Source organism: Flavobacterium caseinilyticum (genome assembly GCF_004349085.1).
GTDB classification, from domain to species: Bacteria; Bacteroidota; Bacteroidia; order Flavobacteriales; family Flavobacteriaceae; genus Flavobacterium; species Flavobacterium caseinilyticum.
Genome location: NZ_SMFM01000002.1, coordinates 406,331 through 423,406 on the forward strand (window position 1 = coordinate 406,331; position 17,076 = coordinate 423,406).

14 protein-coding genes and 1 pseudogene are annotated in these 17,076 nt (G+C 34.6%); 8 read left to right on the forward strand and 7 right to left on the reverse strand.

Translation table 11 applies throughout. The features are described 5' to 3' along the window. Positions 1–272: 272 nt before the first annotated feature. The 8 genes and pseudogenes from E0F89_RS06380 (at position 273) to E0F89_RS06415 (ending at position 8,400) form a co-directional block, all read left to right on the forward strand. Positions 273–944 (forward strand): hypothetical protein, encoded by a 672-nt coding sequence (locus E0F89_RS06380; protein ID WP_243699488.1) that lies wholly within the window; start codon positions 273–275, stop codon positions 942–944. A 51-nt stretch (positions 945–995) separates the two neighbouring features. After that, positions 996–1,772 carry a DUF2490 domain-containing protein gene (locus E0F89_RS06385; protein ID WP_099715223.1) on the forward strand — a complete coding sequence of 259 codons (777 nt, stop codon included), beginning with the start codon at positions 996–998 and terminating at the stop codon, positions 1,770–1,772. Between the two features lie 6 nt (positions 1,773–1,778). After that, entirely contained in the window at positions 1,779–2,489 is a 711-nt protein-coding gene (locus tag E0F89_RS06390; protein ID WP_099715222.1) for a TerC family protein, read from the forward strand. Beyond that, a complete protein-coding gene (locus E0F89_RS06395; protein WP_099715221.1) occupies positions 2,486–3,283 on the forward strand; it encodes a Fic family protein in 798 nt (265 codons plus the stop codon). The genes E0F89_RS06390 and E0F89_RS06395 overlap by 4 nt, the downstream gene beginning before the upstream one ends. A 2-nt stretch (positions 3,284–3,285) precedes the next feature. Continuing rightward, positions 3,286–3,804 (forward strand): mechanosensitive ion channel domain-containing protein, encoded by a 519-nt coding sequence (locus E0F89_RS06400; protein ID WP_099715220.1) that lies wholly within the window; start codon positions 3,286–3,288, stop codon positions 3,802–3,804. Beyond that, on the forward strand, positions 3,788–4,525 hold the full coding sequence (locus tag E0F89_RS06405) for a DUF2490 domain-containing protein (RefSeq protein WP_099715219.1): 738 nt from the start codon (positions 3,788–3,790) through the stop codon (positions 4,523–4,525). The genes E0F89_RS06400 and E0F89_RS06405 overlap by 17 nt, the downstream gene beginning before the upstream one ends. 178 nt (positions 4,526–4,703) lie before the next feature. Then, positions 4,704–5,990, forward strand: a pseudogene (locus E0F89_RS06410) (HTTM domain-containing protein). Positions 5,991–6,375: 385 nt separating this feature from the next. Continuing rightward, complete coding sequence (locus tag E0F89_RS06415; RefSeq protein ID WP_315167353.1) at positions 6,376–8,400, forward strand: TonB-dependent receptor family protein; 2,025 nt, start codon at positions 6,376–6,378, stop codon at positions 8,398–8,400. 119 nt (positions 8,401–8,519) lie between these two features. Here the strand turns inward: E0F89_RS06415 and E0F89_RS06420 are convergent, their stop codons facing one another. The 7 genes from E0F89_RS06420 to E0F89_RS06450 all read right to left on the reverse strand — a co-directional run bounded on the left by E0F89_RS06420 (position 8,520) and on the right by E0F89_RS06450 (position 17,002). After that, entirely contained in the window at positions 8,520–9,353 is an 834-nt protein-coding gene (locus E0F89_RS06420; protein WP_099715218.1) for a universal stress protein, read from the reverse strand. Positions 9,354–9,415: 62 nt separating this feature from the next. Further along, complete coding sequence (locus E0F89_RS06425) at positions 9,416–10,327, reverse strand: TerC family protein (RefSeq protein WP_099715217.1); 912 nt, start codon at positions 10,325–10,327, stop codon at positions 9,416–9,418. 479 nt (positions 10,328–10,806) lie between these two features. Further along, the gene (locus E0F89_RS06430) at positions 10,807–11,001 is read right to left on the reverse strand and encodes a hypothetical protein (protein ID WP_131909009.1); all 195 of its coding nucleotides are present in this window, start codon (positions 10,999–11,001) and stop codon (positions 10,807–10,809) included. Continuing rightward, positions 10,988–13,720: a cation-translocating P-type ATPase gene (locus E0F89_RS06435; protein WP_099715215.1), complete on the reverse strand. Its 2,733-nt coding sequence runs from the start codon at positions 13,718–13,720 to the stop codon at positions 10,988–10,990. Before E0F89_RS06435 ends, E0F89_RS06430 begins: the two co-directional genes overlap by 14 nt. A gap of 77 nt (positions 13,721–13,797) precedes the next feature. Beyond that, the gene (locus E0F89_RS06440; RefSeq protein WP_099715214.1) at positions 13,798–14,232 is read right to left on the reverse strand and encodes a phosphate-starvation-inducible PsiE family protein; all 435 of its coding nucleotides are present in this window, start codon (positions 14,230–14,232) and stop codon (positions 13,798–13,800) included. 575 nt (positions 14,233–14,807) lie between these two features. After that, entirely contained in the window at positions 14,808–15,431 is a 624-nt protein-coding gene (gene bioD, locus E0F89_RS06445; protein ID WP_199074831.1) for a dethiobiotin synthase, read from the reverse strand. A gap of 224 nt (positions 15,432–15,655) precedes the next feature. Further along, positions 15,656–17,002 carry a dihydroorotase gene (locus E0F89_RS06450; protein WP_099715212.1) on the reverse strand — a complete coding sequence of 449 codons (1,347 nt, stop codon included), beginning with the start codon at positions 17,000–17,002 and terminating at the stop codon, positions 15,656–15,658. Between the last annotated feature and the right edge of the window lie 74 nt (positions 17,003–17,076).

Genomic DNA, 17,076 nt, shown 5'->3' on the forward strand with positions numbered 1-17,076 from the left:
AATAAGTAGTTCCGAAGCTCGCAACCTCGCCAAGCGCCGGAACGTCAGGCCATGAAAAAACTAAAAAGAACCTCTTGAGAATCCCATATTTGAGATTGTTCTTTGGTAGCCCTCCGAATACTCTCTAGATTTGAAGAGGTTTTTTCACAGCCTGACGTTAGGTGCAAGCGTAACCACACGAAAACTACAGCATCCCAACCAATAAAAGTTATCTTTGCAAGTGGACAAGCCGAACACCACATTAAGAAGTAGGCAAAAGAAAAATAAATAGAATGACAATGAACAAAAAAATGATTTACGGTTTAATCGTAATAGCTGGTTTAGCAACATCCTGCAACCAAGCAACAGACAAAGTAAAAGAAGAAGCAAACAAGGTAATTGCTCAGACAAACGAAAGCGTTCAGAAAACAATTAACGACTTAGGGTTGGTTTATGTTGAAGAAGGAGCACAAACGATTATTACTTACGAAGAAGTAAATGCTGCACAACAAGCCTGGTGCGATGCTTTGGTAAAAATTGGACAATTGAAAGAAGAGGGTGGAGATTACAAAGCCTTTGCAAATGAAGTACTGTCTTCAGCTTACAATTATGACAACGGTAAAGTATTTTTTAAACCAACATTAGCCTATGGCGACCAAACTTTTAGAAACGACAAAAAGGGTGCATTAGCCTATTTTATAGGTGGCGACCCTGACTATCCGAACGACAAAGGCTTTGCATTGACACCGTGGGTTAAAGCAAGATATGACAATGCTGGAGAGAAAAACGAAGGCATACAAATTTACGGTTCTGTAGCAATTACTATGGGTAATGTATGGGTAACAGGTAAAGACGGTAAAGAAGTAATGGTTGACAAAACTTGGGTTTTCAAAAAAGGCAAAGACGGAAAACTTAGAATTATTGTGCATAAATCAGCCCTTCCTTTTACTCCACAAACTAAATAATTAACTAAAAGGGCTGAGCTTAGCTCAACCCTTTTAATACTTTCCCAATTTATGCTAAAAAGATACATAATTATAATCATTTTTCTTTCCTTAAGTAATACTTCATTTTCCCAAAATACAAGAATAACAAACCGTAATTCCATTGGGTGGTATAATTATTTTGGCACATTTAAACTCAACAACAAATTTGGACTGCATACGGAATATCAATTTCGCAGAAACGATGTAATAACAGAATGGCAACAAAGCTTGCTACGAGTTGGGGTGAATTATCAACTCAATCCAAAAATTCAATTACGAGTTGGTTATGCTTGGATAGAAACTTTTCCCTATGGTGAAATCCCAATAAATGGAATGGGAAAAGATTTTACTGAACATCGCTTATTTCAAATGGCAACAATAACTGACAAAGCAGGTATTGTGGATTTATCGCACCGTTTTATGCTTGAACAGCGTTGGGTTGGTAGGTACTCCAATGCCAATTTGAACAAAGAAGATGAATATCCTTTGCTTAACAGGTTTAGGTATATGTTTCGTTTACAAGTCCCTTTAAAAGGAAAAGAAATAAAAGATAAAACACCATACTTAGCCATTTATGAGGAAGTGTTTATTGGTTTTGGTGAAAACGTAAATGAAAATATTTTTGACCAAAACAGGTTAGGTGTTTTAATGGGTTACCGATTAAATCAAAATATACGATTAGAGGCAGGTTATTTAAATCAAATCCTTCAACTTGGGCGTGAAGTAAATGGTAGAAATGTTTTTCAGCAGAACAATGGATTTATACTAAATGCAAATTTCAATATTGACTTAACAAAAAAACAATAATATCCAATGAGCGAATTCATAATACCACTTATTACCCTTATATCTTTAGAATTAATTTTGGGGATTGACAATATCATCTTCATCTCCATCCTTACAGACAAACTACCACCCGAACAAAGAAACAAACTTCGATATATGGGGCTTGGCTTGGCTGTGGTTTTTAGGCTTATATTATTAGCTGGTATAGCTTGGATATTAAAGTTAGACCAAACACTTTTTACGATAATTAATATAGACATCTCTGGAAAAGGAATAATATTAATATTAGGAGGTTTGTTTTTAATATGGAAAAGCACAAAAGAAATATACCACAAAACAGAATTAGCTAACAATCCTGAAAAGGCAAAAACATTAAACGGTAATTTTAGAAAGCTACTTTTAGAAATCATTATATTGGATTTAGTTTTTTCTATTGATAGTATTATTACAGCAGTAGGTATGGTAAAAGAACTTTGGATAATGTATGTGGCAGTTATTGTTAGTGTCGTTATAATGCTTATTGCATCAAAACCAATAAGTGAGTTTATACAAAAGCATCCTTCATTCAAGATTTTGGCACTATCTTTTTTAATTATGATAGGTATCGCTTTGTTAGGCGAAGGATTGCATTTTGAAATTCCCAAAGGATATATCTATTTTTCAATGGCATTTTCCTTTATTGTAAATTTTATACAAGTAAAAACCCATACAATGCCTAATAACGAGCTTGCAAAATGAAATTACTACCAGTAGAAATTATTCAAATAAATCAAAATAAAATAGATGAAATTGACAAAATCATAAAGTCAATTTACCGTCTTATTATTTATAGTAGGCACCACCTTGACGATGACCTTTTAGACATTTATTTAGCAGGCTATCATAATCTTAAAGAACTCGTTGGCATCAAAAATGCCCAAATGGAAGCTCAAAACGAAGAAGAAGCCAAAGAGTATTTATTAAATTTAAAAGTATCGCTGGATTTTGTTGTTGAAGAAATAATTTTACAAAACAATTTTGAAAAGGAAGTTCAGTTATTTCAGCTGTTGCGTTTAGTTTCCCCTGAAACAAATGCCATTCACCCCAACCGATACAGGCAAACTCTTGTTCAAGTAGGCGGACATATTTGTCCCGAGCCAACAATAGTTGCTCATTTGGTTTCCGAGCTATTTTATAAAATTCAATCAATTCAAAACCCTATAATAAGGGCTATTTACTTTCATCACGAGTTAATAAGAATACACCCTTTTGTAGATGGTAATGGACGTGTAACAAGAATTGCCAAAAACTGGATGTTGATGTATGACTTATACCCTCCTATATTTATTAATGATGCTTCACAAAAAAAGGAATACATAAACACATTGAGTAATAGTTTCAAAGAACTTATGAAACAACCCGACAAATGGAACAACTACACTTCACAGTTTTTTGAACAAGAACTTGACCGCTTATTATATAATGCCAAAATGCTTTATGAGAGCATTAACCTAACTGGGCAAAATAGAGAAAAACAAATAACAAAACAATAAGAATGGAAACGTATAAAATTCAAATAATTGAAACAATCATAGCTGTAATTAGCTTTTTTGCTGTAAAAATAATTTTAATGTATTTCGTTAAACTAACAATTAAAAACTCATACTTCAAAAATGCTGAACAAAATGATGTTTTAAAAGTAATCAGACTAATATTAATGGTCGTACTTTGTATTATCATAGTGGCTATATGGAGTGTTAAGCAAGAAAACATTTTAATATTTGCAAGTTCGTTACTTACTGTTTTTGGTGTAGCACTTTTTGCTGAAATGTCCATTCTTACGAATATTACAGCTTGCCTAATTCTTTTTTTCCAACACCCAATAAAAGTTGGTGATACCATAGCAATAACTTTTGAAGGGAAAGAAACTGAAGGTGAGCTAATAGATATTACTTACTTTTTTATCTTCATAAAAACGCCAAACAGAGGAGTATTAACAATCCCAAATGCCTTACTATTAAAAAGTTCATTTTTGGTAGTAGAAAAATCTATCAAAAATGAAGTTAATAAATAACAAACGAACGATACTATTTCTATTGAGTTTTATGATTTATCCTACGATAACTTATGCACAGCAATTCGATTTAGGCTCTTGGAATATATTAAATATCAAATACAATCACAATGACAAACTAAGCTTATTTGGCGAAGCACAATTGCGTTCATTAAAATTTTACAACGACTTTCACTATTACGAATATAAAGGCGGTATAAACTACAAAGTTCATAAAAATGTAAATTTGACATTAGGAGCAGGTAGCTACCAAACATATAAAGAAGGAGGCAATTTTGTTCTACCAAAAAATAATGACGAATTTAGACTTTGGCCACAGGTAATACTTTTTCAATCAGTCGGTAAATTTAAAATAGAACAACGATACAGAGCAGAATTGCGATGGACGAGCAATGGCTACCGTAACCGTTTTCGTTATAGATTAGGTGCATCTTATCCATTTGGGAAAGAACGAAATGGGTACAAACCTTTTCAGACAAGCATTAGTAACGAATTGTTTTTTACCGACAACGAGCCTTACTTTGAACGGAACAGAATACAAATGACACTGAACTATAAACCTTCAAAAGGCTCAACAATCCAATTGGGGTACTTACATCAGTTCGACTATAAAATAAATGATGAAACAGGTCGGGACTTTCTTGTAGTAGGTTTTTATTTTGAACTGTTCCGAAAATTGGCAACAAAAATAGAAACAGAAAATGAGCTTAAAGACAATTGACAATATGAGAACGCCAGTACCTAACAGCTAAGCTTTCGTTGCGTGCGTAGCACGAACAATGAAAGCTGTGTTGAACGGAACCACTCTACATCCATACCTTATGGGTTTTTCGATAAATGTGTAAGAAGAATTTCAAGAGGCATCAACGCTAGCTTTTTTTAGGCTAGCGTTTGGCGTTATGATGGTTTTAAGTCTAATACGATTTGTGAGTTACGGTTGGATTGATAAATTTTATATCCAACCCCAATTTCACTTTACGTATTATGGTTTTGAGTGGGTAAAGCCTTTAGGAATTTATACTTATTTATTGTTTTTTATTTCAGGATTAGCTGCCTTATTTGTCGCCATTGGATACAAATATAAATTATCGATCATTACCTTTTTCCTGAGCTTTACCTAAATAGAATTTATGGATAAAACCACTTACCTAAACCATTATTATTTTATTACGGTTGTGAGTTTTATAATGATTTTTCTGCCGGCAAACGCCTATTTTTCTGTTGATGCCTATAGAAATCCAAAAAGTGCCTTTTAGAAAATCCCGAGTTGGACTATTGATATTTTAAAATTGCTGTTAGGAATTGTCTATTTTTATGCAGGTATAGCAAAACTCAATTCCGACTGGCTTTTTAAAGCCATGCCACTCAAAATATGGTTGCCAAATAATTCAAATTTACCAATAATTGGTTCTTTATTAAACGAGAATTGGGTGCATTATGCTTTCAGTTGGACAGGAATGATGTACGATTTAAGTATTCCTTTTTTATTACTTTATAAAAGAGCCCGATTATTCGCTTTTGTTTTAGTGGTAGTATTTCATATTTTGACTAGAATTCTTTTCCCAATTGGTGTTTTTCCATTTATAATGATTGTAAGTTCATTGCTCTTTTTTGATGCGGATTTTCATAAAAAGTGTTTCCTAACTGTTTCAAAATTATTCAATTTCAGTATAACTTTCTTTGAGAACGGAAAAGAAAAAATTCAGAATTTCAATGGGATTTATAAAATTAAAATCGCCTTTTTAACCTCTTTTATAACTTTCCAACTACTGTTTCCTTTTCGATATGTATTGTATCCAGACGAATTATTTTGGACAGAGGAAGGATTTCGGTTTTCGTGGCGCGTGATGCTTATGGAAAAAGCCGGTTATACACAATTTAGTGTTACCGATGCGAAAACAAAAGAAAATATAATGGTAGATAACAGTCATTTCTTAACCACTTTTCAGGAAAAACAAATGTCTTTTCAACCGGATTTTATTTTGGAATACGCACATTTTTTACACGATTATTACCAAAAACAAGGTATTTATAACCCGGAAGTTAGAGTAGAAAGCTACGTCGCTCTCAATGGAAGATTAAGTCAAAAATATATCAATCCAACAATAAATTTAACCAACGAAAATGAAACATTCCATCACAAAACTTGGATATTACCTTTTAACGATGAAATTAAAGGATTTTAGTTACATCCTGTTTTTATTGTTTACAATAGATAGTTTTTCCTAATATAAAATTTCAGGAATAACTACAGCTGACGATGGTAGAATACTGGCTTCCGTTGAAGTATATAATAGATCTTCCGGGACTAAATACCTATCTAACGCTAAAGGAGAGTTTTCAATAGAGTTTGACAAACCAGGCAATTATGAACTCGTTTTTTACAAAGAAAACTATGCCTTTTTAGAAAAAACAGTTTCAACATCCGAAGAAAGTATTGTTATTATTTTAGATAAAATCACCAACCTTTCGGAAGTAGTTATCAATAAACAAAAAGAAAAAATATTTGCACTTAATAAATTAAAAGATATTGATGAAACGGCCATTTATGCCGGAAAGAAAACCGAAGTAATCTCGTTAAACAAACTTACGGCAAACAAGGCAACCAACAATGCACGTCAAATATTTGCTCAAGTTGTAGGATTAACAATCAACGAAAGTTCAGATGGAGGTTTACAATTAAGTATTGGTGGACGTGGATTGGATCCAAACCGAACATCCAATTTTAATACCCGACAAAACGGTTATGATATCAGTGCCGATGTTTTGGGTTATCCCGAAAGTTATTATGCAACACCTACCGAGGCTCTCGAAAAAATTCAAGTAATTCGCGGTGCAGCATCATTGCAATATGGAACCCAATTTGGCGGATTAGTCAATTTTAAATTAAAAACGCCAAGCAAAAAACCATTCGAATTTACAACAAGAAATAGCATTGGATCTTATGGTTTGTTTACCAATTTCACTTCATTAAGCGGTACAAAAGATAAATTCAGTTACTATACCTTTTATAATTACAAGCAAGGAAATGGTTTTAGATCCAATTCTGAATTCGAGAGTAAAAATTATTTTGGAAATTTAAATTATCAATTAAACGATAAAACTTCCTTGCATTTGGACTACACTTATTTTAATTATCTAGCCCAACAAGCCGGCGGATTGACCGATGTGATGTTTAACGATAACCCTACACAAAGCAACAGAACCATGAATTGGTTTGCAGTAAACTGGAACTTATTTGCATTGCGCTTGAAACATAAATTTAATGCTAATGCCGATTTTTCACTGCAATTATTTGGGCTAGATGCTAGCCGCAAAGCTGTTGGATATCGTTCCAATAGAGTATCTAATCCTGATGTATTAGGAACGGAAAGAGATTTAATAGTAGGGGAATTTGTCAATTGGGGTGCTGAAGCACGATTTTTAAAACGGTACAGAATAAAAAACAACACCAGTGCTTTTTTAATTGGAGCCAAATATTACCAATCTGAAAATTCCGGAATTCAAGGTCCGGGAAGCTCCGGTAGTGATGCCAATTTTAATGTTGCCGATGCAGAATTCCCTTTTTATCAAAATCAATCCAATTATACATATCCGAACTTGAATGTATCTGTTTTTGGGGAGAATATCTTTAAAATAACACCTAAGTTCTCTATTACTCCAGGTTTTAGATTTGAAAAAATAAAAACACAAGCAGAAGGTTCTTATCGGAAAATAAATCTGGATTTAGCAGGAAATGTGATTTTAGACGAAACTAAGTTTGAGAATAATATAAAAGACCGAAACTTTGTTTTAGTAGGAGTTGGATTAAGTTATAAACCACGAAACAGAATTGAATTTTATGGAAATGTTTCACAGAACTATCGCTCTGTAACTTTTAATGATATTCGAACCGTAAGTCCAAGTCAGGTGATTGATGAAAATATTACAGATGAAAAAGGCTATACTTCGGATATTGGAATTCGCGGGCAAATAGGCGACAAAGTAACTTTTGACGCAAGTGTTTACGGATTGTATTATGATGATAAAATTGGTGAATATGAAACTAGAAATCCCAATGGTTCAGCAGCAATAGTACGATTCCGAGATAATATTGGAACAGCAGTCACGTATGGTTTTGAAACGATGTTCGATTGGAGTTTAAATAAAACATTTTTCAAACAAAACGACAACTTTTCTTGGAATGTATTCTCCAATATCGCTATCACCGATTCGGAATATTTAAAATCAGACGCACCAAATATTGAAGGAAATAAGGTAGAGTTTGTTCCGCTTTATAACATTAAGACAGGAATTGGGTATAAAAACTTTATTTCGAGTGTACAATTTACCTATGTTTCTTCTCAATTTACGGAAGCTAATAACAGTAAAACAGATGTAAATGACAATACGTATGGCATTTTTGGTCAAATTCCAGCCTATTATGTAGCTGATTTCTCCACCTCCTACAAATGGAAAAACTGTAAATTGGAAGCTGGAATCACCAACTTTACAAACAATAGTTATTTTACAAGAAGAGCAACTGGCTACCCAGGACCAGGAATAATACCTTCTGATACTAGAACTTTTTACACAACTTTAGAATTTGTGTTTTAGAGTAATAAAAGCTTACCCTGATCTTCTCCTAAAGTTGTTGGTAAGTATTAAAATCAGTAAATTACGGGAAGTTGCCTATGAGTATTTTACCGTTCTTTTCATCTCTCCATTTCTTGGACTTATATTTTATTAAAAACGAGTAACGGTACTTTGGCTTTAAAGGAATAATTGGCTGAGTTACTGGAGAAAAATATTTTGTCGAAAAAACTTCTGTTTTGTTGCGTGAACATAATCATCATGGAAGGTTTTGACTGCTTAATTACCGCCTCTATGTTTGAAATTAAACTCTTGGCCAGATTGATATTTTCGATATGCAGTTTAATATTATGCTTTGAATTTTTTTTTACCAATTCATCTATGGTGTTTTTGTTGGTTGTTATTTCGGCGGGGAAATTGAAATGGAGTATTTCAACTTTTGCCTTTAATGGCTTCGTGAATTCAATTACTTTTTTCAGTTCATTTTCAAGATTTACAAGATCGGAGGCGTAAATAACGCTCTTTATCTCACTTCGACGATAATTCTGGGGTACGGCTATAACAGGAACTGTTGAATGGGAGATTAGACTGGAAGTGTTTGTGCCGAATATTTTTTTCAGTTTTCCTGAGCCTCTGGTGCTGATGCAGATAAAACTGAATTTATTTTCCTGGGCATATTCCCGGATATTGCTGTCCGCAAGAACAGCACTATTTATTATACACTTCTTATTTATAGAAACAACATCCATGTCCCTATAAACCGATGCTACAAATTGGTTTAGTTTTTTTTGAATTTTATCCGCTTCTTTCCTTTCATAATCAGCAAAGGCAAGATTGCTTAACGACGTGAGATTTGCCATGTAGTAGGAATGAAAAAAAGTCAACTCAAATTTATGTTGGGATGCCAATTGAATGGCAAAACGCAAACCTGCTTTTGAATTTGAAGAAAAATCGGTGGTAACAAGAATTTTATCCATTATCTTTTATGTTAATTGTTATTATGGCAAAACACTATTCAATTGACCGATTAAATCTATTATCATCTCTTGCGAGACATCAATGATGCTGCAATGCTCAAGATTAAAATAACGAGAATTACCAACAAAGCAATTTGTATTGGCAATTTGTAGAAATCAGCCAGCAACATCTTCAGTCCAACAAATATTAATATCAAAGCAAGTCCCTTCGACAAATACCGAAATTTATCCATCATTCCCGCCAGTGCAAAATACAAAGAGCGCAAGCCAAGTATTGCAAACACATTTGAAGTATAAACAATAAAATGGTCTTGTGTGATTGCCAGTATTGCAGGAATGCTATCCGCCGCAAAAATCAAATCGGTGGTTTCAATCAACACCAATACTAAAAATAAAGGCGTTGCAAACCGTTTCCCATCTTGTTTTACAAAAAATTTACCACCATGCAGTTCATTAGTAACAGGCATTACTCTTCTGAATAATTTTATAAGGGGATTTTTTTCTGGCTCAATTATTATCTCCTTTTGCTTAAGCATCTTATATCCCGTATAAATCAGTATCGCCCCGAAAACATAAATCGTCCAATGGAATTTTTCGAGTAACGCGACTCCCGCAAAAATAAATGCAGCCCGCATTATTAAAGCTCCGATAATTCCCCAAAACAAAATTCTATGCTGATGGATAGCCGGAATTTTGAAATAAGAAAAAATTAAAACGAATACAAAAATATTATCTACGCTCAATGCTTTTTCAATCACATAACCCGTAAAAAACTCCAATGCTTTTACCTCGCCTTGCCAGTAATAAATAAGCCCATTGAAACACATGGCAAGTGTTATCCAAACCCCCGTCCAAATCATGGCTTCTTTAATGCTTACTTCATGCGCTTTGCGGTTAAACACCCCTAAATCCAATGCCAGCATCAGCAGTACAAATACGTTAAAACCAATCCAAAAACTCAAATCCGTTTGCATACTTGTACTTGTTTAATTTTTCGACTCCTCTTGTTTTACCAAATTCATTTGGTCGATTTTTACGGTTTACCAAAATGTTTGTCTATTGAATCTTACTAAAATACTTTTCTATAACGATGGTCTGACAGTCTGCGTCTACAAGCTGTTCGGGATTTACTTGTACAAACTGTATTGAACGAAAACGCTTCTTAAAGGTAATGAACTTTTTGGCAAATGCCTAACAAAATTTTATAGCATGAAAAAACTTGATGCTTGTATGAATCCTTTATAGTTTGTAATACCTATACTATTGATTATAGTCATATTTCATATTCTATTGTTTATATTCGGTTCGATTTTTTTTTCTATAATACTCTGTAAGTTTGACACAAATGTTGCGGCATAAAAACCTTGTTCAATACTCCAAACTGTATGACCTCTAAATTGTTCAAATTGTTGCTGTGTTGTTTCACAGTAATTGCCAAAGTAGTTTCATGAGTTCAGTGTTTATGTTTTTTTATTTCATCGGCATAAGGATCATATCCATCTTGTTTTAGGTTTTTGTTGATTGGTTCACAAAACATTTCATTTACTATGCTACAATCCATTCTTCCTCCTTGTAAAACACTTCTTGACAACAAGTTTTTCCTCGCATATAAAACATGTACTTCACAACAAGTATTACATCTTAACATTTTTAAAATATTTTCTTTGAATCCATTTTTCAACACTGATAATTATTAGAATTGAAAAAGCTACCATGGCTGACATCCCCCATGCCTCAGCTTTTAATGGAGATGAATGAAACCAACGATTCATAAATGGAAAATAAACAAAAGCGGCTTGAACAAACAGTACTGTTGCAATTCCGATATAAATAAATGGATTGGAGAAAAGCCCGATTTGATTGACTGAAAAATTAAGAGATCGGCAATCAATAAGGTAAAACACCTGAAATAAAACCATTGCTGTTACAGCCATTGTTTGAGCTTCCGAAATGGCCAGTGAGTGTTCCATGCCTCTGGACAGTTCAATATTATATTCCCAAAGAAATAATCCAATTGTTCCACCTGCCATTACCAGAGAAACCAGTGTCATCCTGAAAATTATCAAAGAACTTAATAAAGGTTTATTGGGCTTACGTGGAGGACGATTCATTACATTGGGTTCCATTGCTTCAAGTGCAAGCGGCAATGACAAGGCAACGGCAGTTATAAGATTGATCCATAATACCTGAACAGGCTGTATTGGGATGAGTAGAATTCCCCCTTCAGAGGGAAAAAATAACACGGCAATAAAAATAACCAATCCCAATCCTATACTTGTAGGCAGAAGAAATACAATCGATTTCAAAAGGTTATCAAATACTCTGCGTCCTTCTTCAACAGCAGCCTTTATACTTTCAAAATTATCATCGGCCAGGATAATGTCTGCCGCCTCTTTGGCAACAGCCGTACCACTGATACCCATAGCTACGCCAATATCTGCACGTTTAAGTGCTGGGGCGTCATTTACACCATCTCCTGTCATGGCTACCACTTCCCCGTTGGCCTGAAGGGCTTTTACTAGATTTAATTTATCTTCGGGGGATACCCGTGCGAAAATATTGGTGTTTTTTACTACCTCTTGAATCTCCTGGGCATTCAAATTCTGAAGTTCCTTTCCGGTGATAACCCTGTCTGCATTTATAAATCCAAGTTCCCTGCCTATTGCTGCGGCTGTTGCAGGATGGTCTCCGGTAATCATTTTCACCGTAATACCTGCATTATGACACGAATCGATCGCTTCTTTTACTTCCATCCTTGGAGGGTCACTTATGGCCTGTATCCCTAAAAAAGTAAAATCGCAAAGATCCTCTTCCGTAATGAGTGATGAATGTTCGCTATCCAACTTTCTGGAAGCGAAAGCCAATACTCTCATTCCTGTTCCTGCTAATTGTAAAGCCTCCGTTCGTACCTGTTCTGTGTCAAAGACAATGGATGAATTTTCACTATTTAATAAAAGTGGAATAACTGATTCAGGTGCGCCTTTAAGGTAAATCATTTTTTCTCCGGAAGGGGATAGATGGAGCGTAGCCATTATTTTTTTTTCGGAATCAAAGGGTAATTCATCCAACCTCCGCCATTTGCTTCTTAGTTCGTCCTCGTTTATTCCAAACTTTCCAGCTACTGCTATCAGGGCAACCTCTGTAGGGTCTCCTACTGATTTCCAATGACCCTCTTTTTTATGAAGTGTTGCGTCATTGCACAGTGCTGCAGCCTTAATAAGTTCACCAATTTCATCATCTGTTCCTTCTTCATCGGAATCATTTTTTAAAATTTTACCATCAGTATTAATGCCTACTCCTGTAACATTGAATTTTTGCTTTCCATTCCAAAGTACCTGAACGGTCATTTCGTTAAGGGTAAGCGTTCCCGTTTTGTCTGAGCAGATTACAGTGGTGCTACCCAAGGTTTCTACAGCAGATAAATGCTTGATAATAGCTTGTCTCTTTGCCATTCGCATAATACCGATAGCTGATGCAATAGTAATTACGGCAGGCAGTCCTTCTGGGATAGCTGCTACCGCAAGAGTAATGGCAAAAAATATTGCATCTATGAATGTATAATTACGAAATATTCCTATTAGAAAAACTAAAATACCAACAAGGATGATGGCATAGGTAATTCCCCGTGCAATTTTTTCAAGAGATTTTGTCAGTGGAGATTTGACTGATGTGGTAATTTGAAGAAGTGCGGAAATTTTACCAATCTCGGTTTTAATGCCTGTCAAAACAACTACGCCTTCTGCTGTGCCGGAAGTAATCAATGTGCCGCTAAAAACCATATTTTTACGATCAGCAACTCCTGCATCTGCGTCAATAATATCCGTGTTTTTTTCCACCGGCAAGGATTCTCCTGTAAGGATAGATTCATTACACTGCATATTTTTTACGAATGTGAGCCGCATATCTGCCGATACCTTATCGCCAGCCTGAAGCAATACATAATCACCGGGAACTAGTTCAGCAGCCTGAATATTCTTTTGCTTTCCATCTCTAATCACTGTAGCATTTTCCGGAATTAATTGGAGAAGCCCCTGAATGGTTTTTCCAGCCTGGTACTCCTGAACAAACCCGATAATGGCATTAATAATTATTACACAAAACACCACTATACCATCTGTGATTTTGCCCATAGTTATAGCAAGGATGGTAGCAGTAAGTAGAACATATATAAGCGGGTTAAGAAATTGCCTCAGCAAAATTTTAAAGGCACTTTCTCTACTTTGCCTGTAAATGATATTAGGTCCTTCCTTTTTCAAGCGCTTCCCAGCTTCTGTTGTACTAAGACCTTCAGAGGAAGTATCGAGACTCTCTAATACATTACTGTATGAAACTGAATGCCATTCTTTATTTTGGACTATGCTACTCATAAAATCTTCATTTATCGTTACTTAATTATCTAAAAAACAATTAAAATCATTCAGAAATAGGTGCTACTTAAATTTGTTCAGGGTTTGTTTTGTGGTGTCTTACAATATTTCAACAAAAAATAAGCAAGACCGAGCGCAGCAATTAACAAAGCTAAACTTACAATAGTATTACTATTTGTTTGCTGTATATCTAGTGTGATTATTTTAGTTGAAATAGCAATAATTGAGATTTCTATAATTGGAATAGTAGGAATTGTATCGGATGAAATAATTAATAGCAATGCTTTTATAAGCTCATATCCAACCGCAATAATCAATATCAAATTAAACACTTCGAATAAAGTGGAAACATCAATCAATAAATAAGGTGGAGCGGTAATTTTTTTAAATTCTAAATAGTAAAGATGTAATGTGCCCAATATTAAAATTAAAGTCATAATTCCAATTAAAACACGAATTATATTTTTATTAATGGCTATAATTATTCTTAAAAATTTATCATCGCTCTTCATAGTATTTTTTTTAACAGATTAAAGTTGGAGATTAATTATTTCAATTTTTAAGCGTTGGCTTGTCAAATCGGCAAAAAGCCCTCCGAAAATTGATCTTAAGTTTTCGATATTTTATGTTTGTCCTCCGTGTCAATTTTATCAGGGTTGTCTTTTACGCTATTAAAGTCCTGCTATTACAAGTAAATTTAGTTATAAAAATGTGTCCTTTTAGCAATATAATTGTTTTTTTGTTTTTTTTTAATTGGTTGTTAGCAAAATACAGAAACATTAGCTTGTTGGTTAGCAAAACGTTAATCCTATGTTGTCGATGTTTTATGTTTAACAACTATGACAATTTTGTAGGATCTTTGTTTTTTTTGCGTAAGTTTTATTTTTCCACTTTCCACATTTTAATTGTCAGCTTAAGTTCGGCGATTTAGTTTTTTCATGCTTCTATTTCCCACTTTCCAAATTTCGTTTTTTTGCGCCATTGCTTGCTGACGAACCTGATTTACCAAAAGGTAAAATACCCAACCATCGTTCAAACGGGTTAACTTACTCTAGACTAAGGTTTGAAATAAAAACCCACTTAAATTTTAAAGTAGTGATTTTATATTTGGTTCAGAGGCGTATTTTAAAATGGTTTGCTTGTCAATTGTTTCTTCATTATCAATGCGAAATAAAGATTTCAGCCCCGTGTATTCACAAATGAATTTCTCACTGGTATTTACAGGATTCCCGTTAAATATTATTCCTTTAATGGGAATGTTTCTGCGTTGAAGAGCTTCGACGGAAAGCAGTGTATGGTTTATGCTTCCGAGATAATTTCTGGAGACCAGAATAACTTCCACTTTTAATTTTTCTATAAGGTCAATTACCAAAGAATCATTATTGAGCGGAACCATCAAACCGCCTGCTCCTTCTATAATGAGATTATTGTTGGTTGGTGGAACTTTAATGGAATCTAAATTAATTGTAACGCCATCAATAGCGGCAGCGGCATGTGGAGACATTGGTTCTGTAAGGCGGTACGCTTCAGGGAAAAAATCAGAAGTGGAATTACTGATAAGTCCCTGCACTTTCATTGTATCTGTTTGGTGCAGATCTCCGGATTGAATAGGCTTCCAATAATCGGCTTTTAGCGCTTCGACGAGAATGGCTGACACGATTGTTTTTCCTATATCCGTACCAATTCCTGTTATAAAATATGTTTTCATTATGTTGTGTTTTTTTAATTGAATTCGTGACTACTCAGTAACCACAAATAATAGACATTTTTTTGCCGCTAAGACACAAAGGCGCTAAGTTTTCAAGTCATTTAATTTGATAATTTAAGTAATCAACTTAATCTCTTATTCTTTTCCAACTATTTCCTTTGAGCCTTTGTGTCTTTGCGGCAATTTTTTATTATTCGACTTAGCAGTTATAATTGAGACCTGAATAGTTACTTGAATTCTAATCTTTGCCCCGGAATGAATTCGGAAAAATTACCATTCTCATAGACTAGATTTCCGTTAACAAACGTATGGGTCACTTTTGACTGAAATGTTTCGCCTTCTAATGGCGACCAACCGCACTTGTACAAAATATTTTCTTTACCAACTGTCCAAGGTGAATTCAAGTCAACCAATGTCAAATCGGCAAAATAACCCTCACGGATAAAGCCTCTTTTTTCGATACCATAAAGTATCGCTACATTATGACACATTTTTTCGGCGATTTTCTCTAAAGAGATAAGCCCTTGCTTGTATAATTCAAGCATAATATACAGGGAATGCTGCACCATTGGCGCACCCGACATGGATTGGAAGTATGGCTTTTCCTTTTCTTCCAAGCTGTGCGGTGCATGGTCCGTAGTGATAATATCAATTCGGTCATCCAGCAAAGCCTTCAAAAGACCTACTCTGTCTTGCTCCGTCTTTATGGCAGGGTTCCATTTTATCAAGGTTCCCAATCGCTGATAGTCTTTGTCTGAAAACCAAAGATTTTGAACCGATACTTCGGTGGTAATGTTCTTTTCTCTTAGCGGTATGTCGTTTCGGAACAAATGGGTTTCGGCCTCTGTGGTCAAATGCAGAATATGCAACCTTGCCTTGTGTTTTTCGGCAATGGCAATAGCTCTTTTGGTAGATTGATAACATCCTTCTTCACTGCGAATTAATGGATGACATGCAATTGGCACATCTTCACCATATTCTGCTCTGTAAATTTCCTCATTCTCTTCTATGATTTTTTCCATTTCTGAATGAATGGCAATAATGGATTTACAATTCGAAAAAAGTTTTTCCATAGTGTCTGGACTATCGGCAAGCAAATTTCCCTTCTTGGTAAAATAAAGTCCATCATCAGAAACCCCTATGAATTGAGACGTATCCATTTGAAGTACACTGTCTAAATTGTCGTTATTAACCCCTAAAAAGAAAGAATAATTAGCCCAAGATTTTTTTGAGGCAATACGAAATTTCTCATCTAGAATTTCAGTGGTCAATACATTGGGAACTGTATTTGGCATATCGATAAAAGAAGTTGTGCCGCCCGCAACAGCTGCTCTACTTTCTGTATAGAGATCTCCTTTATGGGTTAGTCCGGGTTCCCTAAAATGCACTTGCCCATCTATAATACCCGGAAACAGGTACTTGCCGGTTCCATCAATGGTTTTAGCATCCTTTGTGATTTCTCCGGACAGATTGCCGATTTTTTGGATAAAGCCGTTTTGGATAAAAACGTCAGTACTTTTTATCTGACCTTCGTTGACGATGTTAACATTTTTTATTACTATAGATTGATGCATAGGTGGTACTTTTGGTTGTTATTTGAATTCATCCCTAATATTCAAAGAAATGACATTTGATTTTACTGAAAGTT

Excerpts from the sequence above, each read along its gene's own strand:
- E0F89_RS06380 (WP_243699488.1), top strand. The coding sequence starts at position 273 with ATGACAATGAACAAAAAAATGATTTACGGTTTAATCGTAATAGCTGGT.
- E0F89_RS06385 (WP_099715223.1), top strand. The coding sequence starts at position 996 with ATGCTAAAAAGATACATAATTATAATCATTTTTCTTTCCTTAAGTAAT.
- E0F89_RS06390 (WP_099715222.1), top strand. The coding sequence starts at position 1,779 with ATGAGCGAATTCATAATACCACTTATTACCCTTATATCTTTAGAATTA.
- E0F89_RS06395 (WP_099715221.1), top strand. The coding sequence starts at position 2,486 with ATGAAATTACTACCAGTAGAAATTATTCAAATAAATCAAAATAAAATA.
- E0F89_RS06400 (WP_099715220.1), top strand. The coding sequence starts at position 3,286 with ATGGAAACGTATAAAATTCAAATAATTGAAACAATCATAGCTGTAATT.
- E0F89_RS06405 (WP_099715219.1), top strand. The coding sequence starts at position 3,788 with ATGAAGTTAATAAATAACAAACGAACGATACTATTTCTATTGAGTTTT.
- E0F89_RS06420 (WP_099715218.1), bottom strand. The coding sequence starts at position 9,353 with ATGGATAAAATTCTTGTTACCACCGATTTTTCTTCAAATTCAAAAGCA.
- E0F89_RS06425 (WP_099715217.1), bottom strand. The coding sequence starts at position 10,327 with ATGCAAACGGATTTGAGTTTTTGGATTGGTTTTAACGTATTTGTACTG.
- E0F89_RS06430 (WP_131909009.1), bottom strand. The coding sequence starts at position 11,001 with ATGTTAAGATGTAATACTTGTTGTGAAGTACATGTTTTATATGCGAGG.
- E0F89_RS06435 (WP_099715215.1), bottom strand. The coding sequence starts at position 13,720 with ATGAGTAGCATAGTCCAAAATAAAGAATGGCATTCAGTTTCATACAGT.
- E0F89_RS06440 (WP_099715214.1), bottom strand. The coding sequence starts at position 14,232 with ATGAAGAGCGATGATAAATTTTTAAGAATAATTATAGCCATTAATAAA.
- E0F89_RS06450 (WP_099715212.1), bottom strand. The coding sequence starts at position 17,002 with ATGCATCAATCTATAGTAATAAAAAATGTTAACATCGTCAACGAAGGT.